Consider the following 19,503-nt stretch of genomic DNA (forward strand, 5'->3'; position numbering starts at 1 on the left):
GATTGAAAACGGCATAGATGTGTTTATTTTATCAGCTAATATGTAATTCAGGATGCTTGATAATAATCTGATTTATCATATTATGATAATTATGGGACAATATAGGTATGATTATTTAAAAAAATAAATATTAGAGGTGAATTAAATGGAAGAATTAATAACTATATTACAAGAAATTAGAGATGGAATTCAGGATATGTCCAGTAACATTAGTAATCTAAATGATTCCATTAATGAGTTAAAAGGATATAATACAATAACGGATTTAAATGATAATCTTGATGATATTAAAGGAACTGGTATTTATAATTCTATATCAGATATTCATGATAAGTTATATCAAATTAATGAAAGTGTAGAAGAAATAAAAGGATCTGGCTTATATAATTCTATTTCAGATGTCTGTGATAAATTAGACGAAGTTGTATCATCTCTAAACTCGATACATCTTGAAGTAATGTAAACAAACATTAATTTTCGACTACATATATTGAAAATTAAAAACTAATAATAAATATAAGAATAAACTTAATAAATCCTAAGCCCTGTAGAGAATCTATAGGGCTCTTAGCAATCTCGGGTATTACTTTGGAGAAACATTATTAAAATTAACCATTACCTTAAGCTGGATAATGAAAAAGCATGAATTAAGAGATATACTGGATAGTGGTGGATATTGGAAAAATGGAAAGAGGTCTTTTAATTGAAAGATAAGTTAATACATATGAGGGATAAACTTAATGATATTAGTAAGCGTAATCGTTCTATCCGATTATTGAAACTTTATAATAAGTGGAGCTTTGATGTAACGGAATTGGATACCCTAGCAATGTTATCAAAGGAGAAAGTAAGTTCACTTGTTGTGGAGCAAATTATTAATCAGTCTAAAAATGAAATTACTCTACTAAAGCCCACAATTACGAATGAAAAATCCATGATCATTTCTAAAAAGCTTACTGACTTGTACAGAAATATAAAAGCAATTGAAGAAGAAACAGGAATCCACGATTTTTATTTAGGTTTTCCTTTTTTATCAGGGAAACTTTATGACGGTACGTTTTTTCAAGCTCCGTTATTTTTATTTCCGATAAGACTAGAAAGAAACAATGTGAATTCACAAAAATGGGTGCTAAAACTGGATGAAGGCAGTCCACAGATTAATCGTACTTTGTTTTTAGCATTTAAAAAGTTAAATAACTTGACGTTTGCTGAAGAATTTTTTGAAAAAGCCGCTGAAATTTCAACGAATTTCAATTATGAAGCATGGCTATCCTTTTTGAAGGAAAATGAAATGAATGTTTCGTTTATTCCAAGTGGTATAACGAAATTACGTGAATATAAATCAGATGAAGTTCCTGAAGTAGCGAATCTAACTTTATTGGAAAATGCCATTATCGGGAACTTCCCTCAAGGGGGGTCCTCATTAGTAAAAGATTATGAGGAACTAATTGAACTTTCAGAAGAAAGTGATTTGTCTCTCGCAGGAGAACTCATAGACCCACAAGATCATGATCTTGATAAAGATGGAGAACAAGTTGAAAACGAAAAAGACAAGATACCGGAAAAACCCGAGATATTGAATCTCTTACAAGCCGATGGCTCTCAAGAGGAGATTTTGGTTGAGGCACGCTATAAAAAAGGTATTGTTGTCCATGGGCCACCGGGTACAGGGAAGTCTCAAGTAATTGTTAACTTAGTATCCGATGCAATTAATCAAGAAAAGAAAGTATTAGTCGTATGTCAAAAACGAGCTGCTTTGGATGTGGTCTATCAACGATTAGAAAGTGTGGGATTAAGTAATCATGTTGCACTAGTCCATGATGAAAAAAATGATCGAAAAAAGCTCTATGCAAAAATTGGTGCCCTTCTTGAACAAAATCAAGTTGCATATGAAACCGCAATAAAAGATTTAGCTTCCACTTCCAAGAAATTATCCTCTCAGGAAGATTTATTAAATAAAATTGCAAATGCTTTATATGTGTATCAGGACTTTGGATTAAGGCTTTACGATCTGTATGGATTAGCAAAACCCATTGAAAATACCAACCAAATAATTGATTTAACCGAATTATTATCAGCATTAAATAAAGATGTTTTAGAAGATGTCTCAGAAAAAGCCTATACCTATGCTGAATGGTTTGAACGGTACGGAGATGATGACTACCCCTTAAAAGAAAGAAAAACATTTGCGAATTTTAATATGAAGGAGAAACTAGAAGCGATAGAATTGCTGAACGAAATCATTGAGAAGGCAAAAAAGTCAGTTGAGTACCTGGATTCATTAGATCATGAAAAAATTACTCCAGCCTATACGTGGTTAATTGAAAATAAACTCGATAAAATTTATCCAGATATAGAAGAGGGTACTAAAAAAACACTACAAGGTCTTAGACTATGGTGGTGGACCTCATTTTCCGGTAAGACGATTATAGAAGAATTATTGGAAGGGCAAAAGTTTAAAGGCACGAGTTCGCCGGAATGGTTGAAAATAAAAAAATCTCTCATAATGATGAATCAATTAGGTAAAGTTACAAAAACAATGGCTGAAGAAATGGACAAGCTTAAAAAATATATAAGTGATTCAACTATTGAGGGTTATAAAATTAGAATCTCTGAAGGGGATATCCCTTTAAATGAATTAGATAAAATTGTGGAATATTTCCATCGGGATTTCGAAGATTTACAGCAAATGGATGTCTATTGGAATCATTGTTCTGACCTAGAGAAAAAGGTCATTCTTTTACTACAAAATAAAAAAACAACGAATGAATTAACACTTTCTGAAAATTGGGTTGAATTATTTAGAAATTCTGCGTATGTTCAATGGATTGACCAGACAGAAAAGAAATACCCAGAGGTGCAAAAAGTTTCAACCAATGAATTGTCAAGGATAAGAGAATCTTTCGCAGCACTAGTTGAAGAGAAGAGAAAGATTGCCACACATTTTTTAATAAATAAACTAACAAAAAAAGTAGAATCAGCTCAATCCATCCATCCAAAAGGTATCAGGGAGTTAAAGCATCAGGTTGGTAAGAAGAGACAGGTTTGGTCGCTTCGAAAATTAGTCAATCATTTTGCCGGTAATGGACTAGTAGATATCATGCCTGTTTGGTTGGCATCCCCGGAAATTGTTTCATCTATTTTTCCATTAAAGGAAGGGATATTTGACATCGTCATTTTCGATGAAGCCTCCCAATGTACAGTAGAAAGTGGCATTCCGGCGGTTTATCGTGCGAAACAGGTTATCATCGCTGGAGATGAAAAGCAGCTACCACCTTTTAATATGTTCCAATCTTCCATGGTATCCGATGATGAGGAGGAAGAACAATATGATACAGATGATTCACTTAGCTTATTAAACTTAGCTAAGAGAAGATTCCCGGAGAGACTGCTGCAATGGCATTATCGTTCAAAATATGAAGAGTTAATCAATTATTCAAATCATGCCTTTTATAATGGGCATGTTCAAATAGCACCTAATGTTGTTCCTTATAAAAATCCGCCAGCGATTATATGGAAAAAAGTGGAGGGAATTTGGATTAATCAATCCAATGAAGTAGAAGCCCTTGAGGTCGTGAAAATATTAAAAGATCTATTAATAAAGCAGCCTGGAAAATCCGTTGGCATCATAACCTTTAATGCGAAGCAACAAACGAAAATACAGGATGTGATCGATAAAAAATTAACGGAGGATCCGGAATTCAACTCAGTTTATAATCAGGTTATGGCAAAAGAGCTGGATGAGAGAGTTTTTATAAAAAATATCGAGAATGTTCAAGGTGATGAACGAGATATAATTCTTTTCTCCATCGGTTATGCCAAAAATGAGGAAGGTAAGGTCTATAACCGGTTTGGCATGTTAAATCAAAAGGGTGGAGAAAACCGGTTAAATGTTGCTGTTACAAGGGCAAAAGAGGGAATCATTGTGGTATCAAGTATTGAACCCGAAGAACTTAATGTTGCAAACACCGCCCAAATGGGACCCAAATTACTTAAAGCCTATTTAAAATATGTTAAAGCTGTATCAAATTCACTAGTTGACCAGATTAAGGCAGTTATTCAAGAGGTAAATGAAAATGTTTCTACACATGTTCAAGATTTAGAATTACATTTTGATTCTCCTTTTGAGGAACAGGTGTATAATCAATTAAAAAATTTAGGATATGACGTTGCGACCCAAGTAGGAATGTCAGGTTATCGAATTGACTTAGCTGTTTTTCATCCAAAGGACTCTTCCAGATACATCTTGGGAATAGAATGTGATGGAGCTATGTATCATAGTTCTGCAAATGCAAAGGAAAGAGATGTTTACCGCCAACGATTCCTTGAAAGTAGAGGATGGACCATTGAACGAATATGGAGTCGAAATTGGTGGAAGAACTCATCTGCTGAGGTAGAAAGGATCGATCAGAAAATTAAAGCATTATTAAAGAGTCAAGATGTTCGAGATAAAGTGGTTCTTAAATAATATAAAAGCGAAGTTAATTGTGAGAAGTTATATTTTCTGTTCGCCAAAATTCAATTATAGAAAAAAGCACATTTATTCAACGGTAAAAGTAATAAGCTTTACCATGAAAAAATGTGCTTTCTTTCTGTCTTAAGCAGAAATCCAATCTTTTTTTCTGATCCGATAACGAAGACGTTTCATTGCTTTTGCTTCGATTTGGCGAATACGCTCACGTGTTACGCCGTATTTTTTGCCGACTTCCTCAAGTGTTTTATTTTCGCCATCCTTAATACCAAAACGTTCTATAATAATATCTTTTTCTCTTTCCTTTAAGCCATCCAAAGCTTTGTAAAGCTTATCATATTCATCGATTCTCTCAATCGATAAGTAAGGGTCCTGATAATCGGACATATCAATTCCCAAAAGGTTAACATGGTCATTTGAAATAAATTCAAGCAGCTCTGTATCGCCGTCTTCCCCCGAAACGACACCATTTAAGGAGGTTATTTGAAAGAAATTACTTTCGACTTGTTTTATCTGTTCATATTTTTCAAAGGTGATATTTAATGCTTCACAAACAAAATCTATATTGATTTTATCCTCATTATTCATGGACTGCCGTTCCATTTTTCTCATTTTATTTACGAGTTCGATCATATGGACAGGAATTCTCACTGTGGAACCGGTGTTGCAGATGGCTCGGAAAATCGCCTGACGAATCCACCAGACGGCATAGGTAGAAAATTGGTTTCCTAAAGAACCATCAAAGCGCTCAATTGCCTTAAGTAAACCGAATATTCCCTCCTGAACAAGGTCATCATAAGAAAGCTTATGCTTCATCCAATTTTGCAATTTGCTTGCTTCTTTATGAACGAGTCGTAAGTTTTGTACAACTATGTCAGCACGCATTTTGTCATCATGTTCAAATTGGTACGACTGAATCATCTCGCTGTTACTCTCGTAGGAGCTTTTCTTAGCTGGTATTTTCGCATGAATTTCTACATCTTTATTTGATTCTAAGAAATCATCGAGGTCAAAATCAAATTCATCAGACTTCGATGTGGTCTGTTTCACCTTAGGTTGCTTCTTTTCAATTTGTTTATAACCTTTTGACTTCAAATAGTTCATGATTAACTCTTGTTTAACCTTTGTATTTACGATACCTTCAATAAATTGGACTGCATCTTCAATATATATTAGTTCCTTATTAGGAAAGTGGGTTTCTAGGAATTGTAGCTGCTGGGAAACATTCAACATTGATGGTTGCAAAGTTTCTCCTTCTTTCTTACTATATTTATATTCTTATTTTAGTACATATTTACTAAAATTAAAATACTATTTCAGGAAGTGGTAGAAAGTGGATGTTGTTTTTAAAAGAATTTTGAATCATAAAATCCAACAAATACAAGGGAAATCTAGTAAAACACCCTTGCTTGTCTTTAAAGGATTTCCACATTATATACTAGAGAAAGTGGATTTGGAGAAGTTAGTAACATTACCAGTGACTATTGACCTACATCGTCTTCATACTGAAAAACCGAAGCTCCTGCAAGAAGTCATTATGAAAACAGCAAGTAATCCAGGAAATGCTTTATGGTGTACGTTTGAAGAATTTCTTTCCATTGGAGCTCCCATTCTTTCCATGTATTTTGAGGTAAAAGTTTTTAAAAACAATGTTTATCATCAATTTTACCCATGTACATATTCGGTGCAGAAGATTGAAGAGTTGTATTCAGAGATCTTTGAAAACGATGAATTTTTGAATGATGATGATTTTGACCATCCATCCTTTTCCATTTTTACAGAATATTATGGAGGATTAAAGAAAGTAAACGATACTTTCTATATTACCTATGCCAGCGAGAGTGAAGAAGAAGCCTTTTTTATAGAAAATCCAGATGCCGTTTCCATAACCGAGCAAAGTATCTATTCTGAAGTTAATTTGGAGCTTTCTGAAGTTGAGGACGATTTCCTATCATTAATTGAGGAGCTGCTACAGGATGGCAGGGATCATGATACATATTATATATCGTTTTCTGGTGATCTAGACGTTCTTCCTAATCGTTATAAAGAAAGAATCTCGGTCCTTCAGTTTCTACTTGAAGAGAAGGTAACACTGCATCTTGTAACCAAATCATTAGACCAAAGAGCACAGTTTGATGACAAGAAATACGTAGATATACTGAATCGATTTTGGCATTTTCCGTCCTTTCGGAACCTCAAAATGTATAAGAACATTAACGACCCAATAAACAATAAAGAAATTATCGAAATTCCCCAAAGTCAAATTATTGATGATATCGTCAAGCAGGCTGAACATGCAAAGACGGGGAATTCCTATAAGGACATCTTTGTTACTTCACCGACGGGCGCAGGGAAGTCTATTATGTTCCAGATACCTGCTATTTATTTAGCGGAGAACTATGGCCACATGACCATTGTTATTTCCCCGTTAATTGGTTTAATGAAGGATCAGGTGGAAGGGATGCAACGAAAGGATATTGACATCTCAGCTACCATTAATTCTGAAATTACTCCTGTACAGAAATTGGATATCATTGAAAAAATTAAACTCGGGAAAATAAAAATACTTTATATTTCCCCTGAAACATTACTTAGCCGTTCTGATATTAAATTGTTAATAGGTGATCAGCAAATTGGATTGTTTGTTGTCGATGAAGCGCATATCGTTACGACATGGGGAAAGGCGTTTCGATCTGACTATTGGTATTTAGGCAGCTATTTAAATAAACTCCGGAAAGAAATGAACAAAGAGGGGAAGGGCTTTCCGATTGCGACGTTTACAGCAACGGCCATTTACGGCGGAGTCGAAGATATGTACTCTGAAACACGTGACAGCTTAAATTTAATTAATCCGATCAGTTATTTCGGGTATGTAAAACGAGATAATTTACAGGTGTTAATTAAACAATCCAAAAAAGAGCAAGGACGGTTTAATGAATACCTTCATGATAAGTTTAGGATTATGCTTCACAGAATTGAGAATCAATTTTTACCAAGAGGAGAAAAAACGCTTATTTATTTTCCGACCGTTGCACTTATCCATAAATTTCGTGACCATGTTCGGACCAACAAGAGTGACTTATTAAATCAGATTGTTATGTATTATGGACCAATGGCCAAGGAAGATAAGAATGAAAGCTTTGCAAAATACCTAAAAGGCGAAGCACGGGTGATGCTGGCGACGAAGGCCTTTGGGATGGGAATCGATATTCCCGATATTGCAAATATTTATCATTTTGCACCTACAGGAAATGTATGTGATTATGTGCAGGAAATCGGACGTGCAGCCCGTGATTTAGAGGAAGGCAGAGCGTTCTTTGATTATTTGTCCAAGGATTTTGTTCACGTCAATCGCTTACACGGTGTATCTACGATCAGGAAGCACCAACTTATTCAGGTGATGGAGAAAATTCTTCTTATACTTGACCAAAATAAAGGTAAAAGTCATGCTCGTAACCTATTGGTAAGTGCAGAGGATTTTCGGTATATTTTCGAGAAGAAGTCAGCGAATAATGATCAAGATGAAGATATCGATAACAAGCTTAAGACAGCGCTGCTTATTATCGAAAAGGACTTTATCGCTAAACTAAATTATTCACCTATTGTGGCGAGACCGAGAAGCATTTTTGCAAAAGAGTACTTCATGTTTGAAAAAAAGAATGAAGTGGAAATACTCCGGAAGTATGGTTCCTATTTTACTATTGCCCGCGAACGAAATACTGGTACAAACAATATTTTTGGAAATATTTATATAGGTGATTTGAAAAAACTCTGGGAGGACAAATATGAACACTTGTCATTCCCAAATTTTAAACGATTATTTCATCAAAAGGATGAAAAGCTAAAATTACCGATTCTAAAGGATATTATGCCGGTTCTGCAACTTGAATTAGACCTAAAGGAAGAGAATAGTTCAAAATTTTTGAATGCCTTGAAAAGAAATGTAAGTAAAATTTCTGAAGTATTCGGTGTGTTTGTTAGAGAAGGGAAGTATTTTACCGTACATGACTTTGCAAGAGAACTCCAAAAGGTAACCGGAAAAAATAAATACTTTTGCGAAAATCTGGCCAGTATTATAATGCAAAGTGCGGATAATTATGACCAAATGCAGAAAAAGAGTTCCAATTTTTACACCAGGTTCCTAAAATACTACGAGGAGCGTAATGCATACGTCCTTACTAGTGGCTATGCAGCTTTTATGGATTGGATCGTAAGTGAAACCTCTAAACTATTGGCTGATATAAATACGGTCAAGATTTCAGAGGACCAATATCAAACATTTCTTCCAAAAGCCAATGACACACGTATTGAAAAACTGTTTGTTCTTTTAGGAATGATTGAGGCATTGGGATTACTGTTATATCAAGTAAATGGCGGAGACAAGCCTGAAATTTACATCAGAATCAACTCCCGATTACAATTAGACAGGACTGTAAAAGAACCGAACAGATACAATAATGTAATTCTTCAAAATGTTTACAAGCGGCATAAAATATCCGTAGAGATGCTCATGTTCCTGTTTGAAAATGAAGTTGATACGGAACAATTTTGGAATTATATAGAGGACTACTTTTTAGGACATATTCCTCAAGAGGTACTAGCAAGGTTAGCTGCAAAGTCATCCTAATATACTGCGCCCCTTTGATCATTAACAATCAGAGGGGCGTTGATTTGTTTTAAGCCTGATTTTTCTTTTATTGTGTATATATTTAGATTGCTCACCATTCGATTCCTCTGGCTGGGCCAGATAATCATTTAACGGTTTACAAGGGATCACTAGAACAATTAAGAAGGATCAAAAGATGGTATAAGGATAAAAAATTTATAAACTAAAAGGGATTTTAATAGGTGCGTGTCGAAATTATTAGGTAAAAAGTTGGATATGGTTTGAACCATAATATATATATTTCTTAGTGATTGGAGTGGCATTGTGTGTATACAGGGAATATGAAAGGTTATATCAATCTCTTACTAAAAAGGAGAAAGAAGTTTGACAACTTACATTATCTATGAATGAAATTGAAGAAATACTTACGTTTAAATTGCCTGCCTCTGCTTATAAATATTCTGCGTGGTGGGCGAATGAAACAGAAGGAACTCACACACATGCACGTTCATGGTTGATGGCTGGTTGGAAAACAACTGAGGTAAAACCCGGAAATAAAGTGACATTAATAAAATAAATAGCTAGTTCAAAGGGGAGAGTAGCAGTGGGTTTATTTGAACAACGTATCGAAGTAATGAAAGAAAGTGGTCTTGAAATTCGGGAATTAGCCAATAATCGCTTCAGTGGGTGGTTTAACGGTCGAGCAATTGTTCAACAATTAAAAACTAGTGGGACGGGTTATGTTCCTGGAACACTTGTACAAAGGGTAACTAGTGAATTTAATTCATATACCGATGAACGAAATATGGTGAAATTTGAAGACTTTACAACAGAGAAATTTAGAAGTTTATTAGAAGCTGCAAAATCAGCCATTAACCGTTTTTAAAAAGTTTAAACTTTCATGTGTAAAACGAATAGCAAAGGAAGATAAACTTCTTTAAATAATTTGTATAAGAACAAATATTCGGGGGAGTTTTTCAAGGTGAGCAAAGTGTTTAGCAATTTGTCAAAGTATAACGACAAATTAGGGGCTGTGGTTTTTTGAATAAGGTAACTCTAATTCTTATATCAATTGTTTTCTTATTGGCATCCTGCCAATCAATAAATTCCAATATGATTACGCTGAATGAAGTTGTATCTTCTTTTGAAAAACAGCAATTAGTCATTAAAGAAAATAAAGAATTAAGCAAGGATACCATTTTTGCAATGAAACTTAATGGTGTCAAACCTTCATCTTATGAATTAGATGGAAAGTTGTTATCGGTGTATATCTATGATTCAGCGAAAGAACGAAAAAAGGGATTAGAAGACTTTCGTGACAAAACAGCGACAATGGATATTGTTTCTTATAATGTTTATGAAGTTACCAATGTATTAATCTTCTATGTGTATGAACACGACATGAGTATGGAAGTTCTATTTGATGATGAAGTTAAAGAAGCACTAAGTAAGTTGAGATTAGAGAACTTATAGAAGGAAATTAATGAAAGTAGGTAAAGATGACATGGATTATGTTTGGTATGCCAGTTACGGTTCAAATATCAATATTGAAAGATTTATGTGTTACAAAAAGGGGGAAAACCTGCTGGATCTAGTAAAGTTGAAATTGGATGCAGAAATACATCTCTACCCTTAAAAGAATCAGTATTTGAAATTCAGCACCCGCTTTATTTTGCAAAAGAAGCTGCAAGGTGGGGATTTCAAGGAGTTGCTTTTATCGGTTTAAGTTCCGAAAAAGAGAATGTCACGTTAAGTAAGAAATATTTAGTCACCCGTGAACAATTTTTAGATATCCTTAAACAAGAAAATAATGGTTTAGAATTTGATATTCATTTAGAAGACGTTATTGAAAAGGGTTCACAGGTTTTCCGCAACAACGCATGGTATGGAAATATTCTTTATCTGGGTGAACATGAACAGTATCCGATTTTTACATTCACTGCTCCATGGGATGTAAAGGAGGTTCAATTGAAAAAACCATCTTATGAATATCTTTCTACCATTGTAAAAGGTTTAAAAAGGGACTTTTCCGATGAGGAGATCTACGAATATCTAAAAGAAAAAGATGGAATTAATGGGGAATATTCAACAGAAGAATTAATTGATGTTATTAAATCGTCGTGCCAGGCACGACACGAATAATCTTGTTTTACTATTGTTCCACAGCGATGTGCCAGGTCCGACATTAGGTCCTGGCACTTTCTATTGGCTCATTTTGTCAAATCTAGTAGAATAGTAGGAGAGGTGCGAAAGGTGGAAACCTGATGAAGGATAAAATGAAGGCGTGGTTAGTAAATTATTTTAAAACGATGCAATTGCCTACGAAACGGAAAAAAATACATATACAACAAGTAGAGCATTATCTCATAAAAGATAAGTTAAAAGATCCGATTCGCTATCAAGCTGAAAATGGATATCGTTATTTTGTTCAAATTATGAATGAACTTACTGATGAGGGAATTGTTTCCCCTGTTAAGAAAAGTCCTTTAAATGGCAGGAGACCAAGTCTTCATTCTGAATGGTGGCTGGAAAAGGCTTCTTTTGAAAATCAGTGGAGTGATATGCAAGTATTAGCAGTTTCTGATGAGCTGAATTTATCAAAATATCGGCAGCATCCAGAGTGGCAATCAGATTTTGAATGGCAGCTTATTCAATCCATTTATACACTTTTAAAACAAAAGGAACAGTATAGCTGGGTGACAAGGGAGGAACGTTCCTTCCAGCTTTTTGGTGAGGAAAAATTCCTTGCAAATGTTGGTGCCACTTTACTACAAAGATTACAACTGTCGCTGGACGATTTGAAGGCGAGAGTGTACGGAGAACCTTTTGCATTTTGGCCAGCGCCAGATGCTGATATTAGAAATGCCAAAACTGTTTTAATTGTTGAGAATCAATCATTTTATCATACATGTAGATTATTAATGAATAGTGGCAAGGATATTAGTGGGATACATCCAGATTTATTGATTTATGGAGAAGGAAAAAAGATTGAAAAGAGCTTCAATTTCTTAAGTGACATCACCAATGAAAATGACTTGACCATATATTATGTCGGAGATATCGATCCGGAGGGCTGGGGGATATATGTTCGGCTGAAAGATTCCTATCCTGACGCAAATATTCAGCTGGCAATGCCGATATATGAGGCCTTACTGAGTAAGGATTTGACCAATAAAACTGATACAAATCAAAACGAGAATCCAACCTATCTTAATCGGGTCCTGCTAGAGTTTGAGCAGCTGGGGCGTCCGGATTTAGCAGCTAAAATCCAACAACTATGGGAGCAAAAATTGCGAGTACCACAAGAGGTGCTGTCTCTTGATACGATTTAAGCATAAAGGAGTAAGTAAATGAAGGCACGATGGCAAGGCTTTGGGGAACGGATGAAGCGGTTGAATCCGATTTGGAATTTAGCATCTGGGATGCAGCTGGGTGGGTTAAAAGACTATGCTCACATGTTGGCACTTAGTGTTCTGCTAGAGATGTTTTACCGTGAAATTGAAAACAATCCCGAACGAAAAAAACAGGATTTACTAGGAATCGCTAAATCTTGTATAAGCGATTTGGAAATATCCATTGAGTCAGACAGTCAGGAAGAGTTAATTCAGCGTTTTGTCGATGGGATGCTTTGGAGTGGTCAAGCAGAACTGCATCAGCCGTTTTCGGCGAAGTGGTTTGATGAAAAAGAGCAGGGAATGAAAGACCACCGTTTTCGGTACTTAATTGAAGACCGGGAAACGTCTCAATGGGAAAAGGGTGGGAAAACGGTTTATCGGTGCTCCGATGAGGCAAAAGAATTAATTTTTATGAGTCGAGAGATTCTTCAGGAGCTGGAAATCACGATTGACCAGCTCTATATTGAACACCTAGTGAAGAACGGCCATTTTCAACAAGCTCTGTCTGGGTTAGATGATTTAATGGCCCGGGTGAAACGGATGATAGCAAGGGAGTTGGATTATCGGGAGAGTATGAAGCGGAATCCGAAAATTATTTTCCAACAGGAGCATGAACTACGAAGTGGACGCGAGCAAGAGGTCAAGCAGCAATTTCAAGAAGAAAAGACTCGGTTTCAACAAATGCGGCAGCTGCTGCAGCGAATATCCACCTCCAATCAGCACTATGAAATTGCAGAGAAACTAGAGCAAACAAGGCGAATTCATGATCAGCTGGCAAGTAATGTTGTTGAAAATATGCGCCTAGAGATTGAGCTACGCTATGAGTTTCCTAATCTCTTTTGGAAACAACAGCATGTCACATTTCAAAAAAGTTATTTTCAGGATTGGCTGGTGTTAGAAGGGCTTCCGGAACCAGACGATATGGAGATTCTTATGGAGCCTTTATTTTCACCACAAGCGCATTTTATTTATCCACTTGATTGGAGCTGGATGGAGCAGGATACAGATATACATATGGAAGAAAAAAGCGAGCCAATGGACGAAGAAAAAGAAGAAATCATTTATCAAAAGCGGGAAGTCGATTGGGAAAAGGTGGTCCGATTATGGGAGCCGCTATTTGTAGAATTGCTGGAAAAAGGAGAATTTCATCTTTCCAGATTGCGAGATATCCCGGAATCGTTACAAGAAAAATGGCTCGAGCAAAAAGAGGCCATCGATCTCTGGCTATTATTTCATAGTGAGCCATTATCAATCCCTTTTATTGATTTGGAGAAAGAACAATCGGATGAACGGTTACTACTTCTTTCCCATTTAGTTCGTCAACAGGAACGATTTATTATGCTTGAAGGGAAATCCATCACTTCCTTTATTGATGCCAATGAACCAATGATTCATTGGAAAGGGATGAGTATTTCACCATTTGTCTTACGGATTAAGGAATAGGATTACTTACACGAATATTTTTAGGAAGTGATGTTTTGAGTATTTCAACCCAACAGTTACAAGATGCAGCGAAAATCTTTTTTCAATTATTAAACCGTAAAATGGTGTTAACCAATGATCCGATTATGAATCCTTATTTTGAGGAGGATGGAGTCCGGGATGCGGTAAAAGTCCTGGCAGAAGAATCAAGAACACGAGTTATTCAAACTGCAGACCGCATCCATTTAGTTGCACGTCCAGAAGGCTCTATTTTTGCCACCTCGTTTACACAATTTAAAAAGAGGTATGGGGATGTAGAGAACAAGAAACATTTTTATCTTATGAATCTTATTGTGTTCGTCTTTTTAGCTGAGGTTGATATTCCTTCTACTTCTAATCTTCGCTGGGAACATGCAGGTGTTTCTTATTACTTACTAGAAAAAAACGTAACACAGCTCTTAGCTGAATGGCAAAAGGAAAATAAGGAGTCCGAGGGGAAATTTAGCGAGGATTATGGACTAGCGGTAGACGATATGGCAGATATTTGGGGTTCAATGGCGGTGGACCTGGATACTGAGACGGTAGACGAACGGATATCGAACACAAGGAAAACACATATTGGGCTTATACATACGGCAATGAGGTTATTACGAGATGAAGGGCTTGTCTTTATTATCGAAGACGAAAAGCGAGTTATTCCTAAGATTGAGTTATATGAACGTTTAGAAGAAGGGTACCATCAGCAGGCACGCTTTGAAGAAATGCGTGACCTTGTTTTAACGACTCTATCATCAAGAGGTGACACCCATGCCTAGAATCGAAAAAGTGCGGATTACCGGTGTCCGCTATGACAAGATGAAAAAACACTATGAAAATACAATCTTTGATTTTCTCAATGAAACGGAACCCCAGCATGCCCTGCTAACCCTAGTTAACGGCGGTGGTAAAGGGATGCTGCTGCAGATGATCTTTCAGGCGTTGACGCCACTAACGACATGGGGAAAGAATGGCGAGAATCATATTGATGCACTATTTTATAATGAAAAGCAGCAATTTGATCCTTATACCTTTCATGTTGCACTAGAGTGGCGCTTGGATTCGGAGCCTGCGGAGTGGTTAGTGACGGGGATTTGTGTGACCGCACGAAAAAGCGGTCAGGATAAAGATGAAATCGAAACCGAACCGCAATACTTTTTATATACAAGTAAATACCGCAAACCGGAAGATTGGATGCTTGAAAATCTCCCACTTTATGACGAAGAAAAAAAGCTGACTACTTCCTATGAAGACTGGGAGATGTGGCTGAAAAAGCATAAGCAGCAATTCCATTTTTATTCTAAGTCGAAACAAACGGCATATTACCAATATCTATCTTCGTATGGCATAGAAAAGATGGAATGGAAGCACATGAAAGAGATTAACCGTGATGAGGGCGGCATAGAGCATTATTTTAAAAAGGGCTTAGACAACTTTGGTTTATTTCATCATCTGATTATTCCGGAAATTAGTGCCTATCTTGAAGAGGATCAGGAAGAGAATCTAGTTAAGATTTTTCGAGATAATTCTATCATTGCCCAGAAGCTGCCGAAGCTTTTGAAGCGAGAGGAAGCCTATCAGCTGATTCAGGGCAAGCTTGTTCCGATTAAAACGGTATTAGAAGAGGGCCAAAGCTTAGAGGTTGAGGAGCAGGAGCATCACGACCGGGCAAATTATCTTTTTTTCGGCATGGAGGAACAGAAGCAAACGTATCAGTATGATTTAGAAAAATGGCAGCAGGACAAGCAGAGCATGGAAAAGAAGCAGGCAGATTTTTTATGGCAGAAAGATAATTTAGAGTTTGCGAGGGAATGTCGTTCCTATAGGGAGATATCAACTAAGATTGAAACGAGTCAGGCTCGTGTAGAGCAATTGGTTACTGAAAGTAAGCTCCTAGAAACCGAAAAAAACAATATAGAAGTTGACATTGCGCTAAAAGATTACATAGAGTCGACAACCGAATTAGAAACTATTGAAAACCGTATTCGAATTTTAGAAAATGCCCAAAATCTGAAAGAAGAAAAAGACCAAATATCTGATATTGAACAACAGCTTGCTGAAAGCTGGAAGTCTATTGAATCTGAGATACAGAGCGATATTGAGAAATTTAATACGTTAGAAAGCAAAATGAATAAAGAAATAAATGTTGTTGTATCTAAAATGAAATTGGATCAGAATGATTTAAATAAAGTCAATGGCAATTTAATTAGGTATACAGACCATATTCAAGCACACAACAAAAAGGCAATGAATATGGAGCAGAAATACAGCAGGGATGTGAACCGTGAGCCGGAACTCGTCTATAAAAGAATGACGAAAGAATTGCAAGAGCTTGATACTTCGTTAGAGGAACTACAAAGAGATGTGGATGGGCAGCAGGCAAGAAAGCTAGAAGTTGGGGAGCAACAAGGTGAATGTCGTGCGCTGATTAATGGAAAGAAAGAAGAATTGGAACAAGTCGAAAAGAAAAAAGCTGCTAGACAAGAGGCGGAGAAGTCCTTCCATAAGCAATGGTGCAATTATTATCTGGTCGACCAAGAGTTTCGGTGTTTTTCTGCAGATGATTGGATAGATATAGCGGATAGGTTGAGCACGGAGCGGGATCACTTAAAGAATACCTATGACAATACATTAAAAGATTATTGGTACCATCAGTTAGATACCGCACTTATCAATGATGACTACTGGGTGGCCAACAACGATGTTCGCAAAATGGTTGAAAGGTTAGCTGATGAGGGTATTGCGGCTACTTATGGTACGCAGTTGATTCAAGAATTTACTGCAGAAGAACAAGCGCTTGTGATGGAGCGTTATCCATTATTGGCATATGGCATTGTAGTTCACCAGCATGATTGGGATAAAAAAGTCGACCAAGTGGCAATCCAACAGATACTAGTGCATTCCCCCGTACCGATTTTTATCCGTGAACGGATGAATCAGGAATACAAACTGCCATTTGAAATCGTCCGGGACCAGGGAATTTCTATGGCATTTCATCAAGAACAATGGATCCTGTGGAAGGAAAAGTTAGCAGATTTGACGGATAGTTTTACTCTCGATCTAGATAAAATTCAGGCAAAACGTGAAGAAGTAGAACGTATGATAGAGTCAGTAAAAACTCTATCTGTCATTACGTTTCAAGAGATTCTTAATGAAGAAGAAACGGTTATCGGACAATTGGCTGAACTGAAGGAGAAAGGAGAGCATTTACAAGCTGAAATGCTTTCCTTAGAATCCCACTTAGTAGAGTTAGGGAATAGGATTAAACAAACGTACCAGGAACGCCAGTCCACTCAACAGAAACAACAAGAGCTTGAAAATTGGGTGAGTGAGCATAAGCAGTTTCAGCAGTATCAAGAATTAAAGGCTGTAGCACAAATTAAAAAACAAGAGCTTGATAAACTTTTATACTCATTGGGTAAGCAAAGAGACGACCAGGTGAAAAATCTGAAAAGCTGGGAAAAATCTTTTAATGTCTGGAAAATTAACATGCAGAGAGAGACGAGGGATCTTCAAGAAATTCTCCATTCGATTCTGTTCCCGACGACACAATCTATATTTGCAGATGATAAGGAAACACCGAATTTACGGAATTCCATTTTTGATGAAGCGGGTCCTATGGTTAAGAAGTGGCACTTTCTACAGCAAAAAATCAATAGTGCGGATAGTGAATTAGCATCAGAAAGAACGAAGAGAGAGTATCAATTAAGGGACCAACAGCAGATTAAGGCACAATTAAATCAACTCGATTTGAACTGGACTGCTCGGAAGGTTCCGATACTGCCCAAAAAAATATTGATGGAACAGCTAAAAAATAAAAAGGAAGAAATGAATAAAACCATCCAAGACCTTGGTACTGAAAAAGGAAATGTTACAGGTCTAAATGGTCAACTGTTTCAAATAAAGAAAAATATCGCAAAGCTGGAGCAGCAAATTCTTAAGAAGCATTATCGGAGTGCAGAGTCTTGGGACGATGTGAATCTTGATGAAATGGAACGTAAGGTTGAAGAAGCGCTAGAAAAGATAAAAGAAGATTTAGATGAAATACAAAAAATCATTACTGAACTAGTTCGTAATCAGCAACAGCTGCAAAAGCAGCAAGATATCCTAAAAACACATCTTCTTACTATTAAACATGTTGGTGAGATTCCAGTTACTTATAAAGAGAAAATTAAAGCAGATCCAGAGAAACTGATTCAACAATGGATTAGTCAAAACAAGGAATTATCGGATAAGATAACTACCTATCATAAGGGCTTCAAGGAGCAATTAAAGCAGCTTGGTTCGGTTCTTCAGGATGATAAAATTGATGGCCCATTAAAACAAAGTATGAATCAATTGATTCCACAGCTCGAGAGTGATTCAATCCGGTCAGGATTAAGTGTGGTTTCAAGTGTAATCGAGCATATCCAACATGAACTGCTAAAGTTAAAGGATGACAAACAAAAAGCCGAAAATGCACAGGAGATTTGGGTTGACCGTTCTGTAATCCGTGTCATCAGAATTTTTCAATCGTTAAAGCAAATGGTCAATCGCATGAAAATAAAGAATAAAGAAGGTCACTCCTTCCCGCTTGTTGAGATTGAACGATTAAAAGAAATTGAAACAGGTGATGACGAAGAATACCGTCGGCTTTTGCGCGAACATTTTACCCAAACGATTGAAAAGCTACTTGAAAGTGAAGAGTCCATTGAGAACTTAACAGATAGTCAATTGAAAAAGTATATAGATGATAGTCAGCTAGTACTGGTTTCTTTGCGAAATCGGTACCCGAAATTGGCTATTTATAAGCCGCAAACGACCAATGCCTTTTTATATGAAAAACCAAGAAAACACCACTATACCGACTGGGAAACTTTAAACAAGGGTTCCAAGATGGAAGCAAAGGGCAGCGGCGGTCAGTTGTTAGCAGCAAGAACGATGATTATGATGATGATTATGACCTTCAAACGGCAGGAACACAGCAATAACTGGTCCGTTTTAATCACGGATAATCCATTTGGCCAAGCGGTATCAGCTCATATATTGGATCCGATTTTCTCCATTGCTGATATTCTGTGCTTCCAGTGGATCGTCCTTGCACCGCCAGAATTAATCAAATTAGATGTCAGTCGACGTTTCCCTGTTTATTGGAAACTTGAACTTAGCCAGCAAAAACAGGGTGAAATGATCAAAGAAGTGCTTCAGCATGGGGGCAGGACATTTGATGAAGTGGAGTTTAGTTTGTTTTAAATGAATTTACTTAAAATTTCTAAGCTAATTATTAGTACTGTTTTCTAAAGCAGAAAGCACCATCCACTATTGGTTGGGGCTTTAAACATGGAAAAATTATGAAGAAATAAATGCCAGGCACCACCTAATTAAAAGGAAGGTGCCAGGCACTTTTTGTGAGATGAATAGAAAAATTCAGCATTTTGTCATTATTTCTATAAATTTGTGGGATGAATTAATGATAAATTTAAAATGCAATAAAAAGTATACAAAAAATTGCAATTTGTAAGAAAGGATGATAAAAAATGTGCTAGGTTTCAATTTTTAGCTCTAAAGAATATACTTAATCGGTAGTTATTAGG

General features: G+C 36.4%; 12 protein-coding genes. 11 read left to right on the forward strand and 1 reads right to left on the reverse strand.

What is annotated here, in order from left to right; genetic code table 11:
* Positions 1–145 precede the first annotated feature (145 nt).
* Positions 146–463: a hypothetical protein gene (locus SFC47_RS07135; RefSeq protein WP_411253542.1), complete on the forward strand. Its 318-nt coding sequence runs from the start codon at positions 146–148 to the stop codon at positions 461–463.
* A gap of 240 nt (positions 464–703) precedes the next feature.
* Positions 704–4,468 carry an AAA domain-containing protein gene (locus SFC47_RS07140; RefSeq protein WP_411253543.1) on the forward strand — a complete coding sequence of 1,255 codons (3,765 nt, stop codon included), beginning with the start codon at positions 704–706 and terminating at the stop codon, positions 4,466–4,468.
* 129 nt (positions 4,469–4,597) lie between these two features.
* Here SFC47_RS07140 and SFC47_RS07145 read toward each other — a convergent pair whose 3' ends face one another.
* Positions 4,598–5,716 carry a sigma-70 family RNA polymerase sigma factor gene (locus SFC47_RS07145; protein ID WP_411253544.1) on the reverse strand — a complete coding sequence of 373 codons (1,119 nt, stop codon included), beginning with the start codon at positions 5,714–5,716 and terminating at the stop codon, positions 4,598–4,600.
* A gap of 112 nt (positions 5,717–5,828) precedes the next feature.
* On the opposite strand from SFC47_RS07145, the gene SFC47_RS07150 reads away from it, so the two are divergent.
* The 9 genes from SFC47_RS07150 to SFC47_RS07190 all read left to right on the forward strand — a co-directional run bounded on the left by SFC47_RS07150 (position 5,829) and on the right by SFC47_RS07190 (position 19,162).
* Positions 5,829–9,098, forward strand: a complete 3,270-nt coding sequence (locus SFC47_RS07150) for a DEAD/DEAH box helicase (protein ID WP_411253545.1) — start codon at positions 5,829–5,831, stop codon at positions 9,096–9,098.
* Positions 9,099–9,480: 382 nt separating this feature from the next.
* Positions 9,481–9,654, forward strand: a complete 174-nt coding sequence (locus SFC47_RS07155; protein WP_411253546.1) for a DUF7662 domain-containing protein — start codon at positions 9,481–9,483, stop codon at positions 9,652–9,654.
* Between the two features lie 57 nt (positions 9,655–9,711).
* The gene (locus SFC47_RS07160; RefSeq protein WP_411253547.1) at positions 9,712–9,963 is read left to right on the forward strand and encodes a hypothetical protein; all 252 of its coding nucleotides are present in this window, start codon (positions 9,712–9,714) and stop codon (positions 9,961–9,963) included.
* 155 nt (positions 9,964–10,118) lie between these two features.
* Positions 10,119–10,550 carry a hypothetical protein gene (locus SFC47_RS07165; RefSeq protein WP_411253548.1) on the forward strand — a complete coding sequence of 144 codons (432 nt, stop codon included), beginning with the start codon at positions 10,119–10,121 and terminating at the stop codon, positions 10,548–10,550.
* An 87-nt stretch (positions 10,551–10,637) separates the two neighbouring features.
* Positions 10,638–11,219, forward strand: coding sequence for a hypothetical protein (locus SFC47_RS07170; protein ID WP_411253549.1), 582 nt, complete (start codon positions 10,638–10,640; stop codon positions 11,217–11,219).
* 122 nt (positions 11,220–11,341) lie between these two features.
* A complete protein-coding gene (locus tag SFC47_RS07175; RefSeq protein ID WP_411253550.1) occupies positions 11,342–12,409 on the forward strand; it encodes a Wadjet anti-phage system protein JetD domain-containing protein in 1,068 nt (355 codons plus the stop codon).
* An 18-nt stretch (positions 12,410–12,427) separates the two neighbouring features.
* A complete protein-coding gene (locus SFC47_RS07180) occupies positions 12,428–13,915 on the forward strand; it encodes a hypothetical protein (protein ID WP_411253551.1) in 1,488 nt (495 codons plus the stop codon).
* Between the two features lie 35 nt (positions 13,916–13,950).
* The gene (locus SFC47_RS07185) at positions 13,951–14,709 is read left to right on the forward strand and encodes a DUF6063 family protein (protein WP_411253552.1); all 759 of its coding nucleotides are present in this window, start codon (positions 13,951–13,953) and stop codon (positions 14,707–14,709) included.
* Positions 14,702–19,162, forward strand: a complete 4,461-nt coding sequence (locus SFC47_RS07190; protein ID WP_411253553.1) for a coiled-coil domain-containing protein — start codon at positions 14,702–14,704, stop codon at positions 19,160–19,162. Before SFC47_RS07185 ends, SFC47_RS07190 begins: the two co-directional genes overlap by 8 nt.
* The last annotated feature ends 341 nt before the right edge of the window (positions 19,163–19,503 follow it).

The sequence above is a fragment of the Neobacillus niacini genome, from assembly GCF_046591715.1.
GTDB classification, from domain to species: Bacteria; Bacillota; Bacilli; order Bacillales; family Cytobacillaceae; genus Neobacillus; species Neobacillus niacini_L.